The organism is Streptomyces sp. NPDC097617 (genome assembly GCF_044761485.1).
Classification (GTDB): domain Bacteria; phylum Actinomycetota; class Actinomycetes; order Streptomycetales; family Streptomycetaceae; genus Streptomyces.
Genome location: NZ_JBIWCL010000013.1, coordinates 92,476 through 114,336, shown reverse-complemented (window position 1 = coordinate 114,336; position 21,861 = coordinate 92,476). Strand labels below are relative to the sequence as shown.

The window sequence follows — 21,861 nt, the reverse complement described above, 5'->3', positions numbered from 1 at the left end:
GCGGGGCCCGGCCATGAGAGCCGGGCCCCGCACGCCGTAAGGCGGTTGTTCCGGTCTTCGTCGCTTACTTCGCGCCGAAGGTGAGGACCAGCTGCGGAGTACCCTCCGCCGCCGTGGCCTCGGAGGACCAGATCCACAGCGGGTCGGTGCCCGTGCTCGTCAGGCCCAGGCTGTAGCTGCTGCCCAGCACCGCGGAGAGCGCGGTGGTGTCCAGCTCCACGCTGTGCACGGCGGAGCCGTCCGGCACGCCCGCGATGCTGCCGAGCGGGGTGGTGCCGAGGGTGGGCTTGGTGTTGAAGGTGGTGCCCGCGCCGCTCCAGGTGCCGGTGACCGGGACGACCTTGACGGTGTCGGCGGTGCCGGCGCCCGTCTGGGTGCTGGTCTTGAACTGCAGCGAGGCGGACTTCAGGACCTGCCCGGCCGGGGCGGCCGGCAGGTTGAAGCGCAGGTACGACTCGTACAGCGAGCCGCTGCCGCGCACGGCGAGCGAGGTGGACGTGCCGTAGGCGGTGCTCGGGGCGCCCTGGTTGATGTAGGTGTCCTCGGTCGTCTTGACCGCGGAGACCGAGTCGGTGGGAGCCTTGGCCAGGTCGAAGTGGCTCTTGACCTGGGCCTGGGTGAGCGCCGAGGGGTAGACGGCCGTCTCGTCGATCTGACCGGCGAAGAAGTTGCTCGTCGGGCGGGTCGGCCAACCGGAGAGGTTGTCACCGCCGACGTGCCAGAAGCCCGCGTAGGCGGCGGTGCTGCCGGCGTTCAGCGAGCCCTTGTTCTGGCCGTCGACGTACAGCGTGATGCCGCCGGGGCCCTGGGTGCCGACCACGTGGTGCCACTTGTTGTCGTTGTACGTCTCGAAGAGGCCCGTGGAGACGGTCCGCATCGAGCCGTTGTGGACACCGAAGACCAGACGACCGGTGTTGGTCATGTAGATCTGGCGGTCGAACGAGCCGCTGTTGCGGTCGGTGTTGTTGCCGAAGCCGATCAGCTTGCCGCCGCGCGTGGTGTTCGTCTTGAACCAGGTCTCGACGGTGAACGTGCTGCCGACCGTCTGACGGTGGTCGCTGTACACCTGCTGGCTGGTCCCGTTGAAGCCCATCGCCGTGCTGCTGCCGGAGACCGCGCCGGGCGTCTGGCGCAGGGCCGGGGCGTTGAGCTGGATGCCGCTGGTGTTGCCACCGTTGGAGGAGTCCGCGACGTACGGGCGGACCGTGTCGTCGAAGCGCCAGTACAGCTGGGCGCCGTCGGTGCGCACCTGGTTCGGGTAGGTCTGGACCGAGGTCGGGACCGTCACCGAGGCGACGGCCGACAGCGCGCTGGTGTTGCCCGCCGCGTCGGTCGCGGTCACCCGGTAGGTGTAGGCCTGGCCGGCCTTGACCGTGGTGTCGTTCCAGGAGGCCTGGGGACGCGACCACTCCAGCGAGCTGGCGGTGACCGTGGCGGCCGGGGTGGACGAACCGTTGCGGTAGATGCGGTACGTCAGCTTGCTGTCGTCCGCGTCGTAGCTGGTGCGCCAGCGAACCTGGACCTCGCCGGGCTTGACGCTGCCGGCGCTGGCCACCGGGGTGGTCGGGGCGCCGACGTCGCCGGTGGAGGCGAAGCGGGTCAGACCCTGCTGGGCCTTGCCGTTGATGAGGGTGAACTCACCGCCGACCCACATGTACTTGACGTCGTTCTTCTCGGCCACGGACATGACGCGCGGGCCGATGCCCTCGCCGATGCCGTCGTTGGCCGTGGGGTGCCAGCCGAGCTTGCCGGGGCCGCGCACGAACCCGTCCACGGGCGCGGGGGCGGCGCCTTCGTGGTTGGTCGGCTGGGCCAGCAGGAAGTTCCGCTTGCCGTCGGGGAACTCCAGCTCGGTGGAGCAGTCGTGCCCGTGCGAGGAGCTGTAGAGCACGCCCTCGTACGGCAGGACGTACTGGGTGGCGCCGAGGCAGCGGTCGCGCCACTTCTCGGTGAAGTCGCTCAGGCGCAGGCCGATGCGGCCGTCGAAGACGCCGCCGCCGGAGCCCTCGTGGCCCGTGTAGAAGCCCGTGTCATCGGTGGAGATGTCCTTGATGACCGAGTTCGACGGGATGTTGCTGTACGTCTTGGTGACCGCACCCGTCGTGGCGTTGACCACGGCCAGGGCGTGGCTGTTGGAGTTGTTGACGGTGAAGAAGTCTCCGCCGAGGAGGACGTTCTTGCCGTCGGGGGTGACCTCGACCGCGCGGCCCGGCTCGTCGACGTTGGCGACGAAGGGCTTGAGCGCACCGGAGGAGGCGTCCACGGCGGCGAACCGCTCGCGGGTCTGGCCCTCGACGGTGTTGAAGTCGCCACCCGCGTACAGGGTGTCGTCGGTGATCGCGAGCGCGCGCACGGTGGCGGGGAAGCTCGGGTGGAACGATGCCTTGGGGGTGCAGCTCGCGATGTCGATGGCCGCGAGGCTGGAGACCGGGGTCCCGTTGACCGCGCCGAAGGAGCCGCCCGCGTAGAGGGTCTTCTTGTCCTTCGAGACGACCAGCGTGCGCACCGTCGCGGTGCCGTCGCCGATGGTGAAGGCCAGCTTGCAGGAGGTGGGGTTACCGGTCGCGGCGTCGAGCGCGACGAAGTTCACGGCGTCCTGCTCGGCTCCTGCCGCGCCCTCGGGCGGGCGGACGGCCGAGAAGGTACCGCCGGCGAAGACGGTGCCGTTGGCCTGGGCCATGGCCCAGACGATGCCGTTGGGCTGCCAGGTGGGCAGCTCGTCGGCGGTGAATGCCACAGGCGGCGTGATGGCGGACGCCTGAGGCATCAACACCAGGCCTATGCCGGTACCCGCACCGGCCAGTGACAGAACGAGGGCAGCAGTCAGCCCTCTGGATCTACGCATGAGCCCCCCAGGGCAATCGCCCGGTTTGATGGCTGAAACTATCCGAACAGCCATATGTACTGGCGCAGACTAGGGCTCACATGAAGGCCCGGTCACCTCTCTTGACCCATTGCATACCAACTTGGAATCAACAGGTTCAGCATGGAGGGTGCACAAGGGACATACGGCAGGTTTACCCCGGCCATACCCTCGCAGAGCTGCGACGCATGACCGGAACACGGCAAACCGTAGGGGAAATATAAGGCCTCAGCGATCGATCCGGACCGTCACGCCCGCCAGTTGGTCCTCGACCTGGCGGATGTCGGCGTCGACCATGATCCGCGCCAGCTCCGCCACCAGGACCGTCGGCTTCCAGCCAAGCAGGTCATGAGCCTTGGAGGCGTCGCCGATGAGGGCGTCGACCTCGCTCGGGCGCTCGTACTTGGGGTCGTAGCGAACGTGCTCGGCCCAGTCGAGGCCGGCGTGCGAGAAGGAGGACTCGACGAACTCGCGGACGGTCGCGGCCACCCCGGTGGCGACGACGTAGTCGGTGGGCTCGTCCTGCTGGAGCATCCGCCACATCGCGTCCACGTACTCGGGCGCGTAGCCCCAGTCGCGCACCGCGTCGAGGTTGCCGAGGTACAGGTGCTCCTGGAGACCGGCCTTGATACGGGCCACCGCGCGGGTGATCTTGCGGGTCACGAAGGTCTCGCCGCGGCGCGGGGACTCGTGGTTGAAGAGGATCCCGTTGACGGCGAACATGTCGTACGCCTCGCGGTAGTTCACCGTGGTCCAGTACGCGAACACCTTCGCGGCGCCGTACGGGCTGCGCGGGTGGAACGGGGTGGCCTCGTTCTGCGGCGGCGGGGTGGCGCCGAACATCTCGGAGGAGGAGGCCTGGTAGATGCGGGTGTCGACACCGCTGGCCCGGATGGCCTCCAGCAGCCGCAGCGCGCCGAGGCCGGTCACGTCGCCCGTGTAGAGCGGGGCGTCGAAGGAGACGCGGACGTGGGACTGCGCGCCGAGGTTGTAGACCTCGTCGGGGCGTATGTCGCGGAGCAGGTTCACGAGGGCGACGCCGTCGGAGAGGTCGGCGTGGTGCAGGACGAAGGACCGGTTGGCGGTCTGCGGGTCCTGGTAGATGTGGTCGACCCGCTCCGTGTTGAAGCTGGAGGACCGCCGCACGAGACCGTGCACCGTGTAGCCCTTGGAGAGCAGGAGCTCGGCGAGGTACGAGCCGTCCTGTCCGGTGACTCCGGTGATCAGTGCGGTCTTGCCCATGGGGTCCCCTTGAAGGTGGTTGCTGTCGGTCGTGGTGAGGCTGCGCCTCGGGGTGGGTGCGGAGCGGGCCTTCGGGCGTCGCACCGAACGGCCCGGCCGCGGCCCGGGGGCCGGATTGCGATACCGTACACGGCCCCTCCCGGGCCCTCCCGGCGGGGCGGACGCCCCTGCCCGGAGCGGACGCGGGCCGGGCCGTCCCTGGTTCCGGTCGCCGGCCCGTCGGCCGGGGCGTCGGCCGGGGCGTCGGCCGGCCCCGGCGCCGCCCCGGCCGCCGGGCCGGGGCGGGAACGACGTCCGGGCCCGAGCGGTCCACCCGGGGCGGGCTGCGGCCCGGGGGCCGGAGTCCGCGCCCGTGGACCCCTGCCACCCGCGCGGCAGCGGACTGGCATCATCGGCGGTATGACAAGTTCGCTGCCGCTCCTGCCCCCGAACGCCCGCGTCTTCGTCGCGGGCCACCGCGGCCTCGTGGGCTCCGCGGTCGCCCGGCGGCTCACCGCCGACGGCCACGAGGTGCTCACCCGGGGCCGGGCCGACCTCGACCTGCGCGACGCCGCCGCGACCGCGGCCTACCTGAAGGACGTCCGCCCGGACGCCGTGGTGCTGGCCGCCGCCAAGGTCGGCGGGATCATGGCCAACAGCACGTACCCGGTGCAGTTCCTCGAGGAGAACCTGCAGATCCAGCTCAGCGTGATCGGCGGAGCGCACGCCGCCGGCGTGGGCCGGCTGCTGTTCCTCGGATCGTCCTGCATCTACCCGAAGCTTGCCCCGCAGCCCATCCGCGAGGACGCGCTGCTGACCGGCCCGCTGGAGCCGACCAACGAGGCCTACGCCCTCGCGAAGATCGCCGGCATCGTCCAGGTCCAGTCCTACCGCAAGCAGTACGGGGCCTCGTACATCTCGGCCATGCCGACGAACCTCTACGGCCCGGGCGACAACTTCGACCTGGAGACCTCGCACGTCCTGCCGGCCCTGGTGCGGCGCTTCCACGAGGCCGCCGCCGCGGGCCGCGACGAGGTCACGCTGTGGGGCTCGGGCACCCCGCGCCGGGAGTTCCTGCACGTGGACGACCTGGCCGCGGCCTGCGCCGTCCTGCTGAACAGCTACGACGGCGACGAGCCCGTCAACATCGGCTGCGGCGAGGACCTGACCATCAAGGAGCTGGCCGAGACGGTCGCCGAGGTGACCGGCTTCCGCGGCACGCTCGCCTGGGACACGTCCAAGCCGGACGGGACCCCGCGCAAGCTGCTGGACGTGAGCCGCCTGACCTCGCTCGGCTGGAAGCCCGCCGTCCCGCTGCGGGACGGTATCGCCGCCACCTACCGGTGGTGGCGCGAGCAGAGCTGATCGCACAGGCGGCCCAGCTTCCTCAGTACGCTCCGCGACCGTCGACGACGGCGCGGAGCGTGCGGCCCATGACGTCGACATCACTGGTGAAGGACCAGTTGTCGACGTACTGCAGGTCGAGCTGGATGGTCTCGTCCCAGGACAGGTCGGACCGTCCGCTGATCTGCCACAGTCCCGTCATCCCGGGCCGTACGGTGAGCCGGCGCAGCTCGACCTCGTCGTACTTCGCCACCTCCTCCGGAAGCGGCGGGCGCGGGCCGACCAGCGACATGTTGCCGGTCAGTACGTTGACGAGCTGCGGGAGCTCGTCCAGTGAGGTGCGGCGCAGCAGCCGGCCCACCCGGGTGACCCGGGGGTCGCGGCGCATCTTGAACATCAGGCCGTCGTTCTCGTTGGACTGGGACAGCTCGGCCTTCAGGGCGTCGGCGTCCACGACCATCGTGCGGAACTTCCACATGACGAACGGGACCCCGTCGCGGCCGATCCGCCGCTGGCTGTAGAAGGCCGGGCCGCGCGAGCCGAACCGTATGGCCATGACGATCCCCAGGAAGAACGGGGAGAGCAGCAGCAGTCCGACCGCGGCTCCCACCCGGTCCAGGGCCGACTTGAGCAGGGTCTGCACGCCGCGGCTGACGGGCGGCGCGACGCGCAGCACGGCGAGCCCGCCCGCGGACAGGGTCTCCAGCCGCTTGACGGATACCTCCACCAGACCGGGGAAGACGGCGAGTTCCAGGCCCGCGTCGTGCAGGGCCCAGGCGATCCGGCGCAGCCGCTCCCCCGTGATCCGCACGCCGGGGGCCACGAGCACCAGGTCGGCGTGGTGGCTGGCGACGGCGCCGAGCACGGCCGCCGAGTCGCCGTTCGGGCTCTCGCAGGTGCTGCCGTCGAGCCGCGCCGCCACGGGTACGCCGCTGGTGAGGGGCCCGGCACCGACCGGGACCACGCCGACGACGACGTACGGGTGGTCGGTGCGGGCGGCGAGGTGCGCGATGACGTCCTCGGCGGCGTCGGGCTCGCCGACGACCAGGACGCGGCTCACGGCCTGGGCCTCGCGGCGGGCGGCCGAGAGGTGACGGTAGGTCAGCTTGTGGACGGCGACGGTGATGAGCAGAGCGGGCAGCAGGGCCCCGAGGGCGGACAGCCGGGGGGTGGCCTCTTCGGTCACCACGCGCGCCACGGCCAGCACGCCGATCAGAATCAGCCAGTCATGGACGACGGGCAGTACACCGCGGGACTCGCCGAGCGCCCGGGCCGCGTAGCGTCGGCGCAGCGCCTGTACTCCGGTCCACGCCACGGCGGCGGCCAGGGCGCAGTAGACCGGCCGGACCTGCTGCGCGGCATCGAAGACGAGTCCTACGGGGATCGCGGCGCCGAGGAAATCGGCGGCGACTGCGGCAGGGCGGTACCAACGGGCTTTGTCTCCGAGGCGCCGTACGGGCGCAAGGGACTCCCGAGCCGCTCTGGCCACTCTTTGCGCAGGAAAATGGACATGCCTCATGGGCCCCCCTGGCACGTGGTCTATGACAGTGGCAGGTGTCCATGGCCTCCCCTGGCACCGAACATCTGCCGCACCGGGAAACAGTACGACAAACACCCGTACGGTAAATGCCGTTTGGGTCAACGCAGCCTCTTGTTGCGCAAGTGTTAGCAACCGGTACCAGGCATTCCGCATGCCGGACGGTGCAAGACGCATACGAAGGTGAATGGTCCGGATACCGGAGACGCATCTTCGAACAACGGACCGTTTCCGGCCAACCTTTTGACGCGGCCCTGACATCTGCGGCTGCGAGTGGCAATCTTCGACCGTTCATCGCACCAGCCCTGTTCTGCCCGGAGGCCCACCCAGCCATCCGGAACCCCCCTTGCAGAAGGAGTCTGCGTTGAGGTCCACCCCCCAGAGGCGTGCCACCGCAGCCGGCGCGCTCGTTGCCGCGGCAGCCCTGCTCGCCGTAGGTATACAGACCGGCACCGCGACCGCCGACGCCACCGCGTCGCAGGCACCCAAGGCCGCCCAGGCGAACCCGGGCGCCGCCAACCGCTCACTCAGCGCCTCGGAGCGTGCGACGCTCCTGGCCGATGCCAACTCCACCACCGTGCAGGCCGCCAAGGCCCTCGGCCTCGGCGGTGGCGAGAAGCTCGTCGTCCGCGACGTGGTCCAGGATGCGGACGGCACCACGCACACGACCTACGAGCGCACCTACGACGGACTCCCGGTCCTCGGTGGTGACCTCACCGTCCACGCCAAGGACGGCGTCACCAAGAGCGTCACCAAGGCCACCAACCACGAGATCAAGGTGGCGGACACCAGCGCCACCGTGACCCCGGCGGCCGCCGAGAGCCAGGCCGTCGCCGCCGCAGGCGCCGAGGGCTCCAAGGAGGCCAAGGCCTCCAAGGGCGCCCGCAAGGTGATCTGGGCGGCCGAGGGCGCGCCGGTCCTCGCGTTCGAGACCGTCGTCGGCGGCTTCCAGCACGACGGCACGCCGAACGAGCTCCACGTGGTGACCAACGCCAAGACCGGCGCCAAGATCACCGAGTGGCAGGCCATCGAGACCGGCACCGGCAACACCATGTACAGCGGCCAGGTCACTCTCGGGACCACCCAGTCGGGCAGCACCTGGAACCTGACCGACGCCGCGCGAGGCAACCACAAGACGTACAACCTCAACCGCGGCTCCGGCTCCGGCACCGGCACCCTGTTCTCCGGCCCGGACGACGTCTGGGGCAACGGCACCGCCGCCAACCTGGAGACCGCCGCCGCGGACGCGCACTACGGCGCGGCAGCCACGTGGGACTACTACAAGAACGTGCACGGCCGCAACGGCCTGCGCAACGACGGTGTGGCCCCGTACACCCGGGTCCACTACGGCAACGCCTACGTCAACGCGTTCTGGAGCGACTCCTGCTTCTGCATGACCTACGGCGACGGTGAGGGCAACAACAAGCCGCTCACCTCCACCGACGTGGCCGCGCACGAGATGACCCACGGTCTGACCTCGGTCACCGGCAACATGACCTACAGCGGTGAGCCCGGCGGTCTGAACGAGGCGACCTCCGACATCATGGCGGCGGCCGTCGAGTTCTACGCCAACAACCCGCAGGACATCGGCGACTACCTGGTCGGCGAGAAGATCGACATCAACGGCGACGGCAGCCCGCTGCGCTACATGGACAAGCCGAGCAAGGACGGCTCGTCCAAGGACAGCTGGTACTCGGGCCTCGGCGGCATCGACGTCCACTACTCCTCGGGCCCGGCCAACCACTGGTACTACCTGGCCTCCGAGGGCTCGGGCGCCAAGGTCATCAACGGCGTGAGCTACAACTCGCCGACCGCCGACAACCTGCCCGTCACCGCGATCGGCCGTGACGCCGCCTCGAAGATCTGGTTCCGTGCGCTGACGGTCGGCTACTTCAAGTCGAACACCAACTACGCCGACGCCCGCGTCCAGACCCTGAAGGCCGCGGCCGACCTCTATGGCCAGGGCTCGACCGTCTACAACAACGTCGCCAACGCGTGGGCCGGCATCGCCGTCGGATCCCGCATCTCCAACGGCGTCACGGTCACCCCGATCGCCAACCAGAGCACCGTCACGGGCGGTGCCGTGAGCCTGCAGGTCCAGGCCACCAGCACGAACCCGGGTGCGCTGACCTACTCGGCGACCGGCCTGCCGGCCGGGCTGTCGATCAACGCCTCCAACGGCCTGATCTCGGGCACCGCCACCACCGCGGGCACGTCCAACGTGACCGTCACGGTGCGGGACTCGCAGAACCAGACCGGTACCGCGGCGTTCACCTGGACGGTCGGCACCACGCAGCCGAACGTCTTCGAGAACACCACGGACTACCAGATCGCGGACAACGCGACCGTCGAGTCCCCGATCAACGTGACGCGCACGGGCAACGCCCCGAGCGCCCTCAAGGTGGACGTGAACATCGTCCACACCTACGTCGGTGACCTGGTGGTCGACCTGATCGCCCCCGACGGCAGCGTCTACAACCTGCGCAACCGCACCGGCGGCAGCGCGGACAACATCGTCCAGCAGTTCACCGTGAACGCCTCCTCCGAGGTCGCGAACGGCACCTGGAAGCTCCGTGTCAGGGACGCCGCCAGCCTGGACACCGGTTACATCAACAGCTGGAAGCTCACCTTCTGACCCACCGGGTCAGGGTGAACACCGGCTGAGCAGATAGATCACGGGGCCGCCCGGGAGGAAACCTCCCCGGGCGGCCCTGTCCCATGGGCCCGGGGGCGGCCCGGGGGCCGGGTCAGCCGAGGGCGCGCAGGACGCGGGTGACGAAGTCCTCCTCTTCCTCGTCGTCGCTGTTCTGGTCCTCGTTCTGGCTCTCGTCGCTCGGGTCGGGCAGTTCGGTCTGGTCGGGCTGCTCGGTCTGGCCGGGCTGCTCGATCTGGGCGGGCTGTTCGGTCTGGCCGCTCTCGTCCCCGCTGCCCTGGTCGCCGCGGCCCGGCCACGTGCCGTTGCCGCCGTCGCCGCCCTGGCCGCCGTCGATCGGGGTCTCCTCGCTCTCGTCGTCGCGGCCCTGGTCGCCCCGGCCCGGCCAGGTGCCGTTGCCGCCGTTGCCGCCGTTACCCGCGTCCGCGACCACCGGCTTGAAGTAGACCGAGACGACCTCCACCCGCTTCGCCTTGCCCCCCGGCTTCAGCACCGCCTCCGCCTCGCCCTCGCAGCTGCGGTTGTCGAAGAGGACGGCCAGCGACTCAGTGTCGTTGCGCACCTCGATGGCCGGCTCGTCACGGGAGGTGCGCGTGAGCAGGTAGCAGGTGTCGTTGTCGGCGGGCCGGATCTGCCCGTTGCGCTGGGCGCCGCCCGCGTCGAGGTACGTGTAGTGCAGCGTGCCGAGGGCGCGTTCGCCGTGGTCGTCGGCGAGCGACGGGCCGGCGGTGGGCAGGGCGAGCGCGAGAGCGCCGACGATCACGGCGGCGGTCGAGCGAAGACGCATGGGGGTGTCCGTTCCTCGGGTTCCGCGGATACCGGTCCGGTGGCATCCTCGGGCAGCGTAGGAGCGGGCCACCCCGACAAAACGTTTCAGCAGACCCCGCGCGAGCGTGGTTCACCCATGAGGCCGGGCGGCGCGCACCCGCGCTGCGCCGCCCGGCCCCACCGGGTCAGCGCAGGAGTACGCCGCCCCCCGCGTCCGTATCCACCGGAGCCGCGACCAGTCCCAATTCGGCCGGGGTCGCCAGCAGCGGGTGCGCGGGCAGAATGCGCACCGTGTAGCCGAAGGGTCCCGTCCGGTCGAGCGCGAGCGGGCCCTCGTACACCCAGCGACCCTCCATGTCGGGTCCCGCGGCCGGCTTGAGCGGGAAGCTCCGCCCGTCGCGGATCACGTCCTGCGGATCCACCCGGCCGGCGAACGCGTGCACCTCGACGTCCTCGGGCGCGAGCGCGTCCAGCGCCACCTGCACGCGCAGCGTGAGGGTGGCACCCAGCTCGGCGGTGCCGTTGACCGGCGCCTCGGCCAGCGTCTCCACGTGCTCGACGGAGATCCGCGGCCAGGACGCCCGGACCCGCCCCTTCCACCAGGCGAGGTCCCGCGCCGCCTCGGCGTCGAGGGCCCGGTGGGCGAGCGCGGCCGGCGTGTACAGCCGTTCCACGTACTCCCGGACCATCCGCCCGGCGAGCACCCGCGGCCCCAGCGAGACCAGCGTGCGCCGGACCATCTCGATCCACCGCACCGGCAGCCCGGTGCGCCCGGCCCGGTCGTAGAACCGGGGCGCGACCCGGTTCTCGATCAGCTCGTAGAGGGCACTCGCCTCCAGGTGGTCGCGCCGGTCCTCGTCCGCGCCGAGCCCGTCGGCGGTCGGGATGGCCCAGCCGAAGTCCGGCTCGAACCACTCGTCCCACCAGCCGTCCAGCACGGACAGGTTGAGGCAGCCGTTCAGCGCGGCCTTCATCCCGCTCGTGCCGCAGGCCTCCAGCGGCCGCAGCGGGTTGTTCAGCCAGACGTCGCAGCCCGGGTAGAGCTTCTGCGCCATGGCCATGCCGTAGTCGGGCAGGAAGACGATCCGGTGGCGCACCCGCGGGTCGTCCGCGAACCGCACCAGTTCCTGTACGAGCCGCTTCCCGCCGTCGTCGGCCGGATGCGCCTTGCCCGCGACGACGATCTGCACCGGCCGCTCCGGGTCCAGCAGCAGCCTGCGCAGCCGCTCCGGGTCGCGCAGCATCAGCGTGAGCCTCTTGTACGAGGGCACGCGCCGGGCGAAGCCGATGGTCAGCACGTCGGGGTCGAGAACGCAATCCACCCAGCCCAGTTCGGCCGCGGCCGCCCCGCGCTGGCGCCACGAGGCCCGCAGCCGGTCCCGTACCTCCTGCACCAGCTGCTCGCGCAGCACCCGGCGCAGGTCCCACACGTCCTGGTCGGGGATGTCGGCGACCGCGTCCCAGCGGGGGGAGCCGCCGACCGACAGGGCGTCCTCGGTGCGGCCCGCGCCGATCTGCCGGGCGCCGAGCCGGACCACCTCGGGGGCCACCCAGGTCGGGGCGTGCACCCCGTTGGTCACGGAGGTGATGGGGACGTCCGCCGGGTCGAAGCCGGGCCACAGCCCGGCGAACATCTCCCGGCTGACCGCACCGTGCAGGGTGGACACCCCGTTGGCCCGCTGGGCCAGGCGCAGGCCCATGACGGCCATGTTGAAGACCCCGGGGTCGCCGCCGGGGTAGGTCTCGGCACCCAGTTCCAGGATCCGGTCGACGGGTACACCGGGTAGTTCGCCGCCCTCCCCGAAGTGCCGGGCGACCAGGGCCCGCTCGAAGCGGTCGATCCCGGCCGGGACGGGGGTGTGCGTGGTGAACACGGTTCCGGCGCGCACCGCCTCGACGGCGGCTTCGAAACCGAGGCCCTGCTCCCGCTCCAGTTCCCTTATGCGTTCGAGCCCGAGGAATCCGGCGTGGCCCTCGTTGGTGTGGAAGACCTCGGGATCGGGGTGCCCGGTGATCCGGCAGTACGCGCGCACCGCGCGCACGCCGCCGATGCCCAGCAGCATCTCCTGGAGCAGCCGGTGGTCGCTGCCGCCGCCGTAGAGCCGGTCGGTCACCTCGCGGGCCGGGGCGTCGTTGTCCTCGACGTCGGAGTCCAGGAGCAGCAGCGGCACCCGGCCGACGCGGGCCTGCCAGATGTGGGCGTGCAGGGTGCGTCCGCCGGGCAGGGTCAGCGAGACCCGGGCGGGGGTGCCGTCGTCCTGGCGGAGCAGGCCGAGCGGGAGTTCGTTGGGGTCGAGGACGGGATAGTGCTCCTGCTGCCAGCCGTCGCGCGAGAGCGACTGGCGGAAGTAGCCGTGGCGGTAGAGCAGGCCCACCCCGATGAGCGGGACGCCGAGGTCGCTGGCGGCCTTCAGGTGGTCCCCGGCGAGGATGCCGAGGCCGCCGGAGTACTGGGGCAGGGCGGCGGTGATCCCGAATTCGGGGGAGAAATAGGCGATGGCGGCAGGCAGTTCCGCGCCGTTCTCCTGGCTCTGGTACCACCTCCCGCCGTTCACGTAGTCATCGAGGTCGGCGGCCGCGACGGCGAGCCGCTGCAGGAACCGGCGGTCGGCGGACAGTTCCGCGAGCCGGGCCGCGGAGACGGCGCCGAGCAGCCGGACGGGATCGCCGCCGGCGGCCTGCCAGCCCTCGGGGTCGACGGATTGGAAGAGTTCACGGGTTTCGGCATGCCACGACCAGCGCAGGTTGCGCGCGAGGTCGGTGAGCGGCAGCAGGGGTTCCGGGAGGACGGGGCGCACGGTGAATCGACGGATAGCCTTCACGTGTTCCACCTTCGCAGGGGATTACGGATAGGAGCGGCCGCACCACGCTGTGCACCCGCGCATCACCCCCGGAAGGCTAGCGACGCCCGGGTCTTCCGGCCATGGCGCCTCTCCGGTGTCCCGGCCCGCCGGTGGCCCCGGGCCGCATCGGCCCGGGATCCCGAAAGGTCGCGCAACGCCCCCCGGTACCGCTGCCGGACGCATCGCGGACGGCACGGCCCTGCGTTCGGGCGGCGACCCGGGCAGCGACGGCGCGTACGGGACGGACGGGACGGGTGGGCAGTCCGTGCCGCGTGGGGTCTGCGGAGCGGAGCCCGGCCGGCACCCGGTGTTCTGTTCGCGTGGGACGTGTGCGGACGACGCGGTGCGGTGCCGGGCCGCGCGGAAACTGGCCGGGGATCGCCCTTTCCTGCCGTCCCGCCCGGGACCCTCCGCGTGCGCCGGCGTCCCGGCCGGCCGATCGGAGCCCAGGCGCGCGCCGCAAGCACGCGGACGCCGCCGACGCCTTCGAACAGATCCCTCAATACCCGGGGATCGCTGGTCACTCGCCGCCCTGGCCGGGTCGGGCCGCTGTCTCCCGATGCCGCTCCGCCGACCCTCAGGGCGGGGTCCGCGGGGCCGGTGGGACGGGTGGTTCGAGCCCCGGCCGTGCCCCCTGCCGGCGCCGCCCGCGCCCGTACGTCAGCCGGTCCCGGCCGACTTGGCGCAGCCCGGCCGGATGTCGCCCAGGCCCTGGGCCGTCCCCGTGCCACTACGTACGAGTAGTTAACCGAACACCCGGGTTGGGTGGGGTGATAGTGGGAAGGGCTCCCCGGGTACACGCGTACTCACACGGCGTACACGCACGGCGCACCCGCCCACAAACCCTCTCCCCGCCACCCGAGTGAACGCGGACAGGAGCGGCCATGCCCGCAGCCCAGCCGTCCACGGAGCGGCTAGAAACAGAGCGAACAGAGCGTGCACTACCAGCCGTGATTCCGGCTGGCCTGTTGTCACCGAGCCCTGCGAACTGCCCCCAGGTGATCCCATCATGATCGGTCGCATTCCCGTGCTGGACGTCCGCCCCGCCGTCGACTGCGGCGCCAGACCCGCAAAGGCGGTCGTCGACGAGGTCTTCGAGATCTCCGCCACCGTGTTCCGCGAAGGACACGACGCCGTAGCCGCCCACCTCGTCCTGCGTGATCCGGGCGGGAAGCTGCGGGTTCCCGTGCCGCTGAGCGAGCTCGCCCCCGGCACCGACCGGTGGGGGGCCAAGGTCTCCGTAGAGGTCGAGGGGAGGTGGACGTACACCGTCGAGGCGTGGAGCGATCCGGTGGCCACCTGGCGGGCCCATGCCGCGATCAAGATCCCCGCGGGGATCGATACCGGGCTCATGCTGCTGGAGGGCGCCGAGCTCTACGAGCGGGCCGGGGCCCGGATCCCCAAGCGCGACGGGCGTGAGGCCGTCCTGGCCGCCGCCGCGGCCATGCGCGACGAGGACAGGCCCGCCGCCGAGCGGTACGAGGCCGCCCTCGACCCCGGCGTGGACGCCGCGTTCACCAGGCGCCCGTACCGGGAGCTGGTCACGGCCTCCAAGCCGCTGCCGCTGCTGGTGGAGCGCAAGCGGGCCCTCTTCGGATCCTGGTACGAGATGTTCCCGCGCTCGGAGGGGGCGGTGCTCGAGCCCGACGAGGCCCCCGTCAGCGGGACCTTCCGGACCGCCGCCGAGCGGCTGCCGGCGATCGCCGCGATGGGCTTCGACGTGGTGTACCTGCCGCCCATCCACCCGATCGGGTCCACTTTCCGCAAGGGTCCGAACAACACTCTTTCTGCTGGAAGTTGGGACCCCGGCGTGCCGTGGGCCATCGGCTCCACGGAGGGCGGGCACGATGCGGTCCACCCGGAGCTCGGCACCATCGAGGACTTCGACGCCTTCGTCGGGCGCGCCCGCGAGCTGGGCATGGAGATCGCGCTGGACTTCGCCCTGCAGTGCTCACCCGACCACCCCTGGGTGGAGAAGCACCCGGAGTGGTTCCGCCACCGCGCCGACGGGACGATCGCGTACGCCGAGAACCCGCCGAAGAAGTACCAGGACATCTATCCGATCCACTTCGACACCGACATGGCCGGGATCGTCGAGGAGACCTGCCGGGTCCTGCGGCACTGGATGGACCACGGCGTCCGGATCTTCCGGGTCGACAATCCGCACACCAAGCCGGTCGTTTTCTGGCAGAAGGTGATCGCGGACATCAACAAGTCCGATCCGGACGTGATCTTCCTGGCGGAGGCCTTCACCCGGCCCGCGATGATGCGGGCGCTGGCCGCCATCGGCTTCCAGCAGTCGTACACGTACTTCACCTGGCGCAACACCAAGGCCGAGCTGACCGAGTACCTGACCGAGCTGGCCGCCACCCACTCCGCCTCGGTCATGCGGCCGAACTTCTTCGTCAACACCCCGGACATCCTGCACGAGTACCTGCAGCACGGCGGCCGTCCCGCCTTCGAGGTCCGGGCCGTCCTCGCGGCCACCCTGTCCCCCGCCTGGGGGGTCTACGCCGGCTACGAGCTCTGCGAGAACACCCCGGTGCGGGAGGGCAGCGAGGAGTACCTGAACTCCGAGAAGTACGAGTTCCGGCCACGCGACTGGGCCGCCGCCGACCGCACCGGCACCACCATCGCTCCGCTGATCACCTCGCTCAACCGGCTGCGCCGTCGCAACCCGGCGCTCCAGCAGTTGCGGGACATTCACTTCCACTCGACCGACAACGAACAGGTGATCGCCTATTCGAAGCGCGCCGGAGCCAATTCCGTACTGGTGGTCGTCAACCTCGATCCGCACCACACCCAGGAGGCGACGGTCTCGTTGGACATGCCGGTACTCGGCCTCGACTGGCACGGGTCCCTCGCGGTGCGCGACGAGCTCACCGGCGAGACCTATCACTGGGGCAGGGCGAACTACGTGCGCCTAGAGCCGGGCCGTACGCCCGCGCACGTACTGGCCGCTCTGCGACCGTCCCCGCCCACCGGAGGGTCACCCACCACATGATGATCAACGATCCCGTCCACGACACCTTCGAGGACACCCCCGCCAAGGACCGCGATCCCGACTGGTTCAAGCGGGCGGTCTTCTACGAGGTCCTCGTCCGCTCCTTCCACGACAGCAACGGCGACGGCGTCGGCGACCTCAAGGGGCTCACCAGCAAACTGGACTACCTCCAGTGGCTCGGTGTCGACTGCCTCTGGCTGCCGCCGTTCTTCGCCTCCCCCCTGCGCGACGGGGGATACGACGTCGCCGACTACACCTCCGTGCTCCCCGAGTTCGGCGACCTCGCCGACTTCGTGGAGTTCGTGGACGCCGCGCACACCCGCGGCATGCGGGTGATCATCGACTTCGTCATGAACCACACGAGCGATCAGCACGAGTGGTTCCAGCAGTCGCGCAAGGACCCGGAGGGTCCGTACGGCGACTACTACATGTGGGCCGACAACGACAAGCAGTACCAGGACGCCCGCATCATCTTCGTCGACACCGAGACCTCCAACTGGACGTACGACCCCGTACGCAAGCAGTACTACTGGCACCGCTTCTTCTCCCACCAGCCGGACCTCAACTACGAGAACCCGGCCGTGGTGGAGGAGATCGTCTCGGCCCTGCGCTTCTGGCTCGACCTCGGCATCGACGGCTTCCGCCTCGACGCCGTGCCCTACCTGTACGCCGAGGAGGGCACCAACTGCGAGAACCTGCCCAGAACCCACCAGCTCCTCAAGCGGGTCCGGGCGGAGATCGACACGCACTACCCGGACACCGTGCTGCTCGCCGAGGCCAACCAGTGGCCCGAGGACGTCGTCGACTACTTCGGCGACTACGAGAAGGGCGGGGACGAGTGCCACATGGCGTTCCACTTCCCCGTCATGCCGCGCATCTTCATGGCCGTACGAAGAGAGTCCCGCTACCCGGTCTCCGAAATCCTGGCCAAGACTCCGGCGATCCCGGACCGCTGCCAGTGGGGCATCTTCCTGCGCAACCACGACGAGCTCACCCTCGAAATGGTCACGGACGAAGAGCGCGACTACATGTACGCCGAGTACGCCAAGGACCCGCGGATGCGGGCCAACATCGGCATCCGGCGCCGGCTCGCCCCCCTCCTGGACAACGACCGCAACCAGATGGAGCTGTTCACGGCCCTGCTGCTGTCGCTGCCCGGCTCGCCGGTGCTCTACTACGGCGACGAGATCGGCATGGGCGACAACATCTGGCTGGGCGACCGCGACGGCGTCCGCACGCCGATGCAGTGGACCCCGGACCGCAACGCCGGTTTCTCCTCGTGCGATCCGGGCAGGCTGAACCTGCCGGTCATCATGGACCCGGTCCACGGGTACCAGGTCACCAATGTCGAGGCGGCCATGGCGTCGCCCTCCTCACTGCTGCACTGGACCCGGCGACTGATCGAGATCCGCAAGGCGAACCCGGCCTTCGGACTCGGCTCGTACACCGAACTGCCCTCGTCGAACCCGGCGGTGCTCGCGTTCCTGCGTGAGTACGGGGATGACCTGGTGCTGTGCGTGCACAACTTCTCGCGCTTCGCGCAGCCCACCGAGCTCGATCTGCGGTCGTTCAACGGGCGGGTCCCGGTGGAGCTCACGGGTGACGTGCGCTTCCCGCCGATCGGCGAGTGGCCGTACCTGCTGACCCTGGCGGGCCACGGCTTCTACTGGTTCCGGCTGCGGGCCGAACAGCGCGTCGACAAACGCGCCGAGTAGCAGGCCGAGAACGGGGCGGGCAGCTCGAATGGGTCAATCGCCCGCCCCTGTACGGACCATCCTGACCCGACACTCGCACATGCCGGATAAGCAACTGCCGCGCATCCGGGACACTCTGCGCATTCGTGACGGCCCGGGGAAAGGACGCGACGCCATGTCGGAGGCTGCATCCGCCCGGAGCCGGCTGACGGCCGACCGGGCCGCCGGAATCGCTCCGCTGGAGCCGATGCTGAGGGCCTGGCTCCCCGCACAGCGCTGGTTCGCGGGCAAGGGCCGCACCATCAGCACGCTCAGGACCGTCTCGGCGGCCGAGCTGCTGCCACCGGGATCCACGCCCGGACTGCTCCACCTGCTCCTCGACGTCGACGGGGACTGCTACCAACTGCTCCTGGGCATCCGCCCGTCCCTGCCGCCCGCCCTCGCGCCGACCCTGATCGGCCACGCCGAGGACGGCCCGTACGCGGGCCGGGCGGTCTACGAGGCGCTGGGCGACCCCCGGCTCGCGGCCATGCTGCTGGAGCGGCTGCGCTCCCCCGGGTCCCTCGGGCCGCTGCGCTTCGACCGGGACCCGGCCACGCCGATCCCGGCGGGCCTCACGCCCCGGCCCATCTCCGGGGAGCAGACGAACTCCTCGCTCGTCTACGGAGATTCGTTCATCCTGAAGGTCTTCCGGCGGGTCGGGCCCGGGATCAACCCGGACCTGGAGCTACCCAGGGCGCTGGCCGCCGCCGGCTGCGCCCGGGTCCCGGCGCCCGTGGCCTGGTACGAGGCCGTGCCGCCCGGCAGCGAACCGCTGACCCTGGGCGTGCTCCAGCCGTACCTGCGCGGATCCGACGACGGCTGGCAGCTGGCGCTGCGCCGGCTCGGCTCCGGGGCCGACTTCACCGCCGAGGCGCACGCGCTGGGCCGGGCCACCGCCGAGGTGCACAGCGCGCTGGCGTCGGCGCTGCCCACGGTGGCGCTCGGCCCGGAGCAGACCGCCCGGCTCGCCGCGGGCATGACGGCGCGGCTGGCCGCCACCGCCCGGGAAGTAGCTGCGCTGCGGCCCTACGAGGCGGGGCTGCGGGGCGCCTTCGACGCGCTGGCCGCCTCCCGGGGCGCGGGCGTGCCCGCCCAGCGGATCCACGGGGACCTCCATCTGGGTCAGACCCTGCGCACCCTCGACGGCAGCTGGTCGTTGATCGACTTCGAGGGTGAGCCGGCCCGGCCGCTGGCCGACCGGCGCCGTCCCGAACCGGCGGTGCGCGACATCGCCGGGATACTGCGCTCCTTCGACTACGCCGCCCGCTCGCACCGGCCGTTCGCCCCGGCCTGGGCGGACGACTGCCGGGCCGCCTTCTGCGAGGGCTACGCCCGCACCACCGGCCGGGATCCCCGCGAGGACCCCGTGCTGCTGCGCGCGTACGAGACCGACAAGGCGGTGTACGAGGCCCGTTACGAGTCCCGGCACCGTCCCGACTGGCTGCACGTCCCGATGGCCGCGATCCGGCGGCTCTCGGAGCCCGTACGGCCCGCCCACCGCGTACCGCCGACCCCGCCCGCCCCCGGCTCCATCTCCCCGCACCCCCACCCGAAGCCCCCGAGGAGGCCGCTCGCGTGAGCGCCGCACGACAGCCGTCACCGACCGTCCGCGACGAAGCCGAACCCGCCCCGGCGGCGGTGAAGAAGGCCCGCGCTCCCCGGGCCCGGCGCGCCGCCCCTCCGCACGGCGTCCGGCAGGCACCCGCGCTCGGGGCCGAGGAACGGGCCCGGCTGCTGGAGGGCCGCCACCACGATCCGCACGCGGTGCTGGGGGCCCGCGCCCAGCGGGGCGGGGTGGCCTTCCGGGTGCTGCGCCCCCACGCCAAGGCGGTCACCATCCTGGCCAAGGGGCTGCGGGCCGAACTGTTCGAGGAGGGCGACGGCCTGTTCTCGGCGCTGCTGCCGCTGGCCGGTGTGCCGGAGTACCGGCTGCTGGTCACGTACGACAGCGACGAGATCGAGGTCCAGGACCCGTACCGGTTCCTGCCCGCCCTCGGCGAGCTGGACCTGCACCTGATCGGCGAGGGCCGCCACGAGCAGCTGTGGACGGCGCTCGGCGCCCAGCCGATGGAGCACCAGGGCGTCGCCGGGACCCGGTTCACGGTGTGGGCGCCGAACGCCCAGGGGGTCCGGGTCAGCGGGGACTTCTCGTACTGGGACGCCGTCGCCTACCCGATGCGCTCGCTCGGGTCGACGGGCGTGTGGGAGCTGTTCCTGCCCGGGGTGGGCACCGGAACGCTCTACAAGTACGACATCACCCGCCCCGACGGCAGCCACACCCTGCGCGCCGACCCGATGGCCCGGTCCGCGGAGGTCCCGCCGGCGAACGCCTCGGTGGTCACCGCCTCCCGGTACGAGTGGCAGGACGCGGCGTGGATGGCCGAGCGCGGCGCCCGTCCCCCGCACCAGGCCCCCTTCTCGGTGTACGAGGTGCACCTGGCGTCCTGGCGGCCGGGGCTCTCCTACCGGCAGCTCGCCGAGCAGCTTCCCGCGTACGTCAAGGAACTGGGCTTCACGCACGTGGAGCTGATGCCGGTCGCCGAGCACCCCTTCGGCGGCTCGTGGGGCTACCAGGTCACCGGCTTCTACGCGCCGACCTCGCGGATGGGCACCCCGGACGACTTCCGCTTCCTCGTGGACGCGCTGCACGGGGCCGGGATCGGGGTGATCGTCGACTGGGTCCCCGCGCACTTCCCGCGCGACGACTGGGCCCTCGCGGAGTTCGACGGGCGGCCGCTGTACGAGCACCACGACCCGCGCCGGGCCGCGCACCCGGACTGGGGGACGCTGGAGTTCGACTACGGCCGCAAGGAGGTCCGCAACTTCCTCGTCGCCAATGCCGTGTACTGGTGCGAGGAGTTCCACGTGGACGGCCTGCGCGTGGACGCGGTGGCCTCGATGCTCTACCTCGACTACTCGCGCGCCGAGGGCGAATGGGCGCCCAACGAGCACGGTGGCCGGGAGAACCCGGACGCGGTCGCCTTCCTCCAGGAGATGAACGCGACCGTCTACCGGCGCTGCCCGGGGGTCCTGACGATCGCGGAGGAGTCCACGGCCTGGACGGGCGTGACCCGGCCCACGGACTCGGGCGGGCTCGGCTTCGGCCTGAAGTGGAACATGGGCTGGATGCACGACACCCTGCGCTACATGTCGAAGGAGCCGGTGCACCGCAAGTACCACCACCACGACATGACCTTCGGGATGATCTACGCCTTCAGCGAGAACTACGTGCTGCCGATCTCGCACGACGAGGTGGTGCACGGCAAGGGTTCGCTGGTGTCGAGGATGCCCGGGGCCGACTGGTGGCAGCGGCGGGCTTCGCACCGGGCCTACCTGGGCTTCATGTGGGCCCACCCGGGCAAGCAACTGCTCTTCATGGGGCAGGAGTTCGCGCAGGGCTCGGAGTGGTCGGAGGCGCACGGGCCGGACTGGTGGCTGCTGGACTCCTCCTACTCGGCGGCCGGCGACCACCGCGGCGTACGGGACCTGGTGCGCGACCTGAACCGTACGTACGCGGCGGCGCCCGCCCTCTGGGAGCGGGACACTGCGGCGGAGGGCTTCGCCTGGGTGGAGGCGGACGCCGCGGAGGACAACGTCTTCGCGTTCCTGCGGTACGCGCAGGACGGCTCGCCGCTGCTGGCGGTGTCGAACTTCTCGCCCGTGGTCCGGCACGGCTACCGGATCGGGGTGCCGGAGGAGGTGCCGCTGTGGCAGGAGGTGCTCAACACCGACCTGGAGGTGTACGGCGGCAGCGGCATCCACCACACGCAGCCGCTGCGGCCGGAGCCGGTGCAGGCGCAGGGCCGCCCGGCGAGCCTGCGCCTGACCCTCCCGCCGCTGGCGACGGTCTGGTTCCGGCCGCAGGGCTGAGGCCCCGGGTCGGGGCCACGGC

Annotated in this window: 11 protein-coding genes; 6 read left to right on the top strand and 5 right to left on the bottom strand. The window is 71.2% G+C overall.

The genetic code is table 11. The annotated features are described in order from the left end of the window. Positions 1-64: 64 nt before the first annotated feature. Together ACIQZO_RS21645 and gmd are read right to left on the bottom strand one after the other, a co-directional pair. Positions 65-2,845, bottom strand: a complete 2,781-nt coding sequence (locus ACIQZO_RS21645; RefSeq protein ID WP_403628347.1) for a DNRLRE domain-containing protein — start codon at positions 2,843-2,845, stop codon at positions 65-67. Positions 2,846-3,091: 246 nt separating this feature from the next. Next, on the bottom strand, positions 3,092-4,105 hold the full coding sequence (gene gmd / locus ACIQZO_RS21640; RefSeq protein WP_403628345.1) for a GDP-mannose 4,6-dehydratase: 1,014 nt from the start codon (positions 4,103-4,105) through the stop codon (positions 3,092-3,094). Positions 4,106-4,504: 399 nt separating this feature from the next. Here gmd and ACIQZO_RS21635 point away from each other — a divergent pair, with 399 nt between their 5' ends. Then, a complete protein-coding gene (locus ACIQZO_RS21635) occupies positions 4,505-5,449 on the top strand; it encodes a GDP-L-fucose synthase family protein (protein WP_403628343.1) in 945 nt (314 codons plus the stop codon). A gap of 22 nt (positions 5,450-5,471) precedes the next feature. On the opposite strand, the gene ACIQZO_RS21630 is transcribed toward ACIQZO_RS21635, so the two are convergent. Continuing rightward, complete coding sequence (locus ACIQZO_RS21630; protein WP_403628341.1) at positions 5,472-6,947, bottom strand: sugar transferase; 1,476 nt, start codon at positions 6,945-6,947, stop codon at positions 5,472-5,474. A 382-nt stretch (positions 6,948-7,329) separates the two neighbouring features. Here ACIQZO_RS21630 and ACIQZO_RS21625 point away from each other — a divergent pair, with 382 nt between their 5' ends. Next, entirely contained in the window at positions 7,330-9,600 is a 2,271-nt protein-coding gene (locus ACIQZO_RS21625) for a M4 family metallopeptidase (protein WP_403628339.1), read from the top strand. Between the two features lie 112 nt (positions 9,601-9,712). On the opposite strand, the gene ACIQZO_RS21620 is transcribed toward ACIQZO_RS21625, so the two are convergent. Together ACIQZO_RS21620 and glgP are read right to left on the bottom strand one after the other, a co-directional pair. Beyond that, positions 9,713-10,405 (bottom strand): hypothetical protein, encoded by a 693-nt coding sequence (locus tag ACIQZO_RS21620; protein ID WP_403628337.1) that lies wholly within the window; start codon positions 10,403-10,405, stop codon positions 9,713-9,715. A gap of 166 nt (positions 10,406-10,571) precedes the next feature. Continuing rightward, complete coding sequence (gene glgP, locus ACIQZO_RS21615) at positions 10,572-13,208, bottom strand: alpha-glucan family phosphorylase (protein ID WP_403628335.1); 2,637 nt, start codon at positions 13,206-13,208, stop codon at positions 10,572-10,574. A gap of 1,030 nt (positions 13,209-14,238) precedes the next feature. On the opposite strand from glgP, the gene ACIQZO_RS21610 reads away from it, so the two are divergent. The 4 genes from ACIQZO_RS21610 (at position 14,239) to glgB (ending at position 21,839) form a co-directional block, all read left to right on the top strand. Next, positions 14,239-16,233 (top strand): alpha-1,4-glucan--maltose-1-phosphate maltosyltransferase, encoded by a 1,995-nt coding sequence (locus ACIQZO_RS21610; protein ID WP_403628333.1) that lies wholly within the window; start codon positions 14,239-14,241, stop codon positions 16,231-16,233. Continuing rightward, complete coding sequence (gene treS, locus ACIQZO_RS21605) at positions 16,230-17,948, top strand: maltose alpha-D-glucosyltransferase (protein WP_403628331.1); 1,719 nt, start codon at positions 16,230-16,232, stop codon at positions 17,946-17,948. Before ACIQZO_RS21610 ends, treS begins: the two co-directional genes overlap by 4 nt. Before the next feature lie 154 nt (positions 17,949-18,102). Beyond that, entirely contained in the window at positions 18,103-19,548 is a 1,446-nt protein-coding gene (locus ACIQZO_RS21600; RefSeq protein ID WP_403628329.1) for a phosphotransferase, read from the top strand. Beyond that, a complete protein-coding gene (gene glgB / locus ACIQZO_RS21595) occupies positions 19,545-21,839 on the top strand; it encodes a 1,4-alpha-glucan branching enzyme (RefSeq protein WP_403628327.1) in 2,295 nt (764 codons plus the stop codon). The genes ACIQZO_RS21600 and glgB overlap by 4 nt, the downstream gene beginning before the upstream one ends. Positions 21,840-21,861 lie beyond the last annotated feature (22 nt).

Bases quoted from the DNA above. Each gene is read 5' to 3' on its own strand.
- ACIQZO_RS21600 (WP_403628329.1), top strand. From the start codon at position 18,103: ATGTCGGAGGCTGCATCCGCCCGGAGCCGGCTGACGGCCGACCGGGCC.
- gmd (WP_403628345.1), bottom strand. From the start codon at position 4,105: ATGGGCAAGACCGCACTGATCACCGGAGTCACCGGACAGGACGGCTCG.
- ACIQZO_RS21630 (WP_403628341.1), bottom strand. From the start codon at position 6,947: ATGAGGCATGTCCATTTTCCTGCGCAAAGAGTGGCCAGAGCGGCTCGG.
- ACIQZO_RS21610 (WP_403628333.1), top strand. From the start codon at position 14,239: ATGATCGGTCGCATTCCCGTGCTGGACGTCCGCCCCGCCGTCGACTGC.
- ACIQZO_RS21635 (WP_403628343.1), top strand. From the start codon at position 4,505: ATGACAAGTTCGCTGCCGCTCCTGCCCCCGAACGCCCGCGTCTTCGTC.
- ACIQZO_RS21620 (WP_403628337.1), bottom strand. From the start codon at position 10,405: ATGCGTCTTCGCTCGACCGCCGCCGTGATCGTCGGCGCTCTCGCGCTC.
- ACIQZO_RS21645 (WP_403628347.1), bottom strand. From the start codon at position 2,845: ATGCGTAGATCCAGAGGGCTGACTGCTGCCCTCGTTCTGTCACTGGCC.
- treS (WP_403628331.1), top strand. From the start codon at position 16,230: ATGATGATCAACGATCCCGTCCACGACACCTTCGAGGACACCCCCGCC.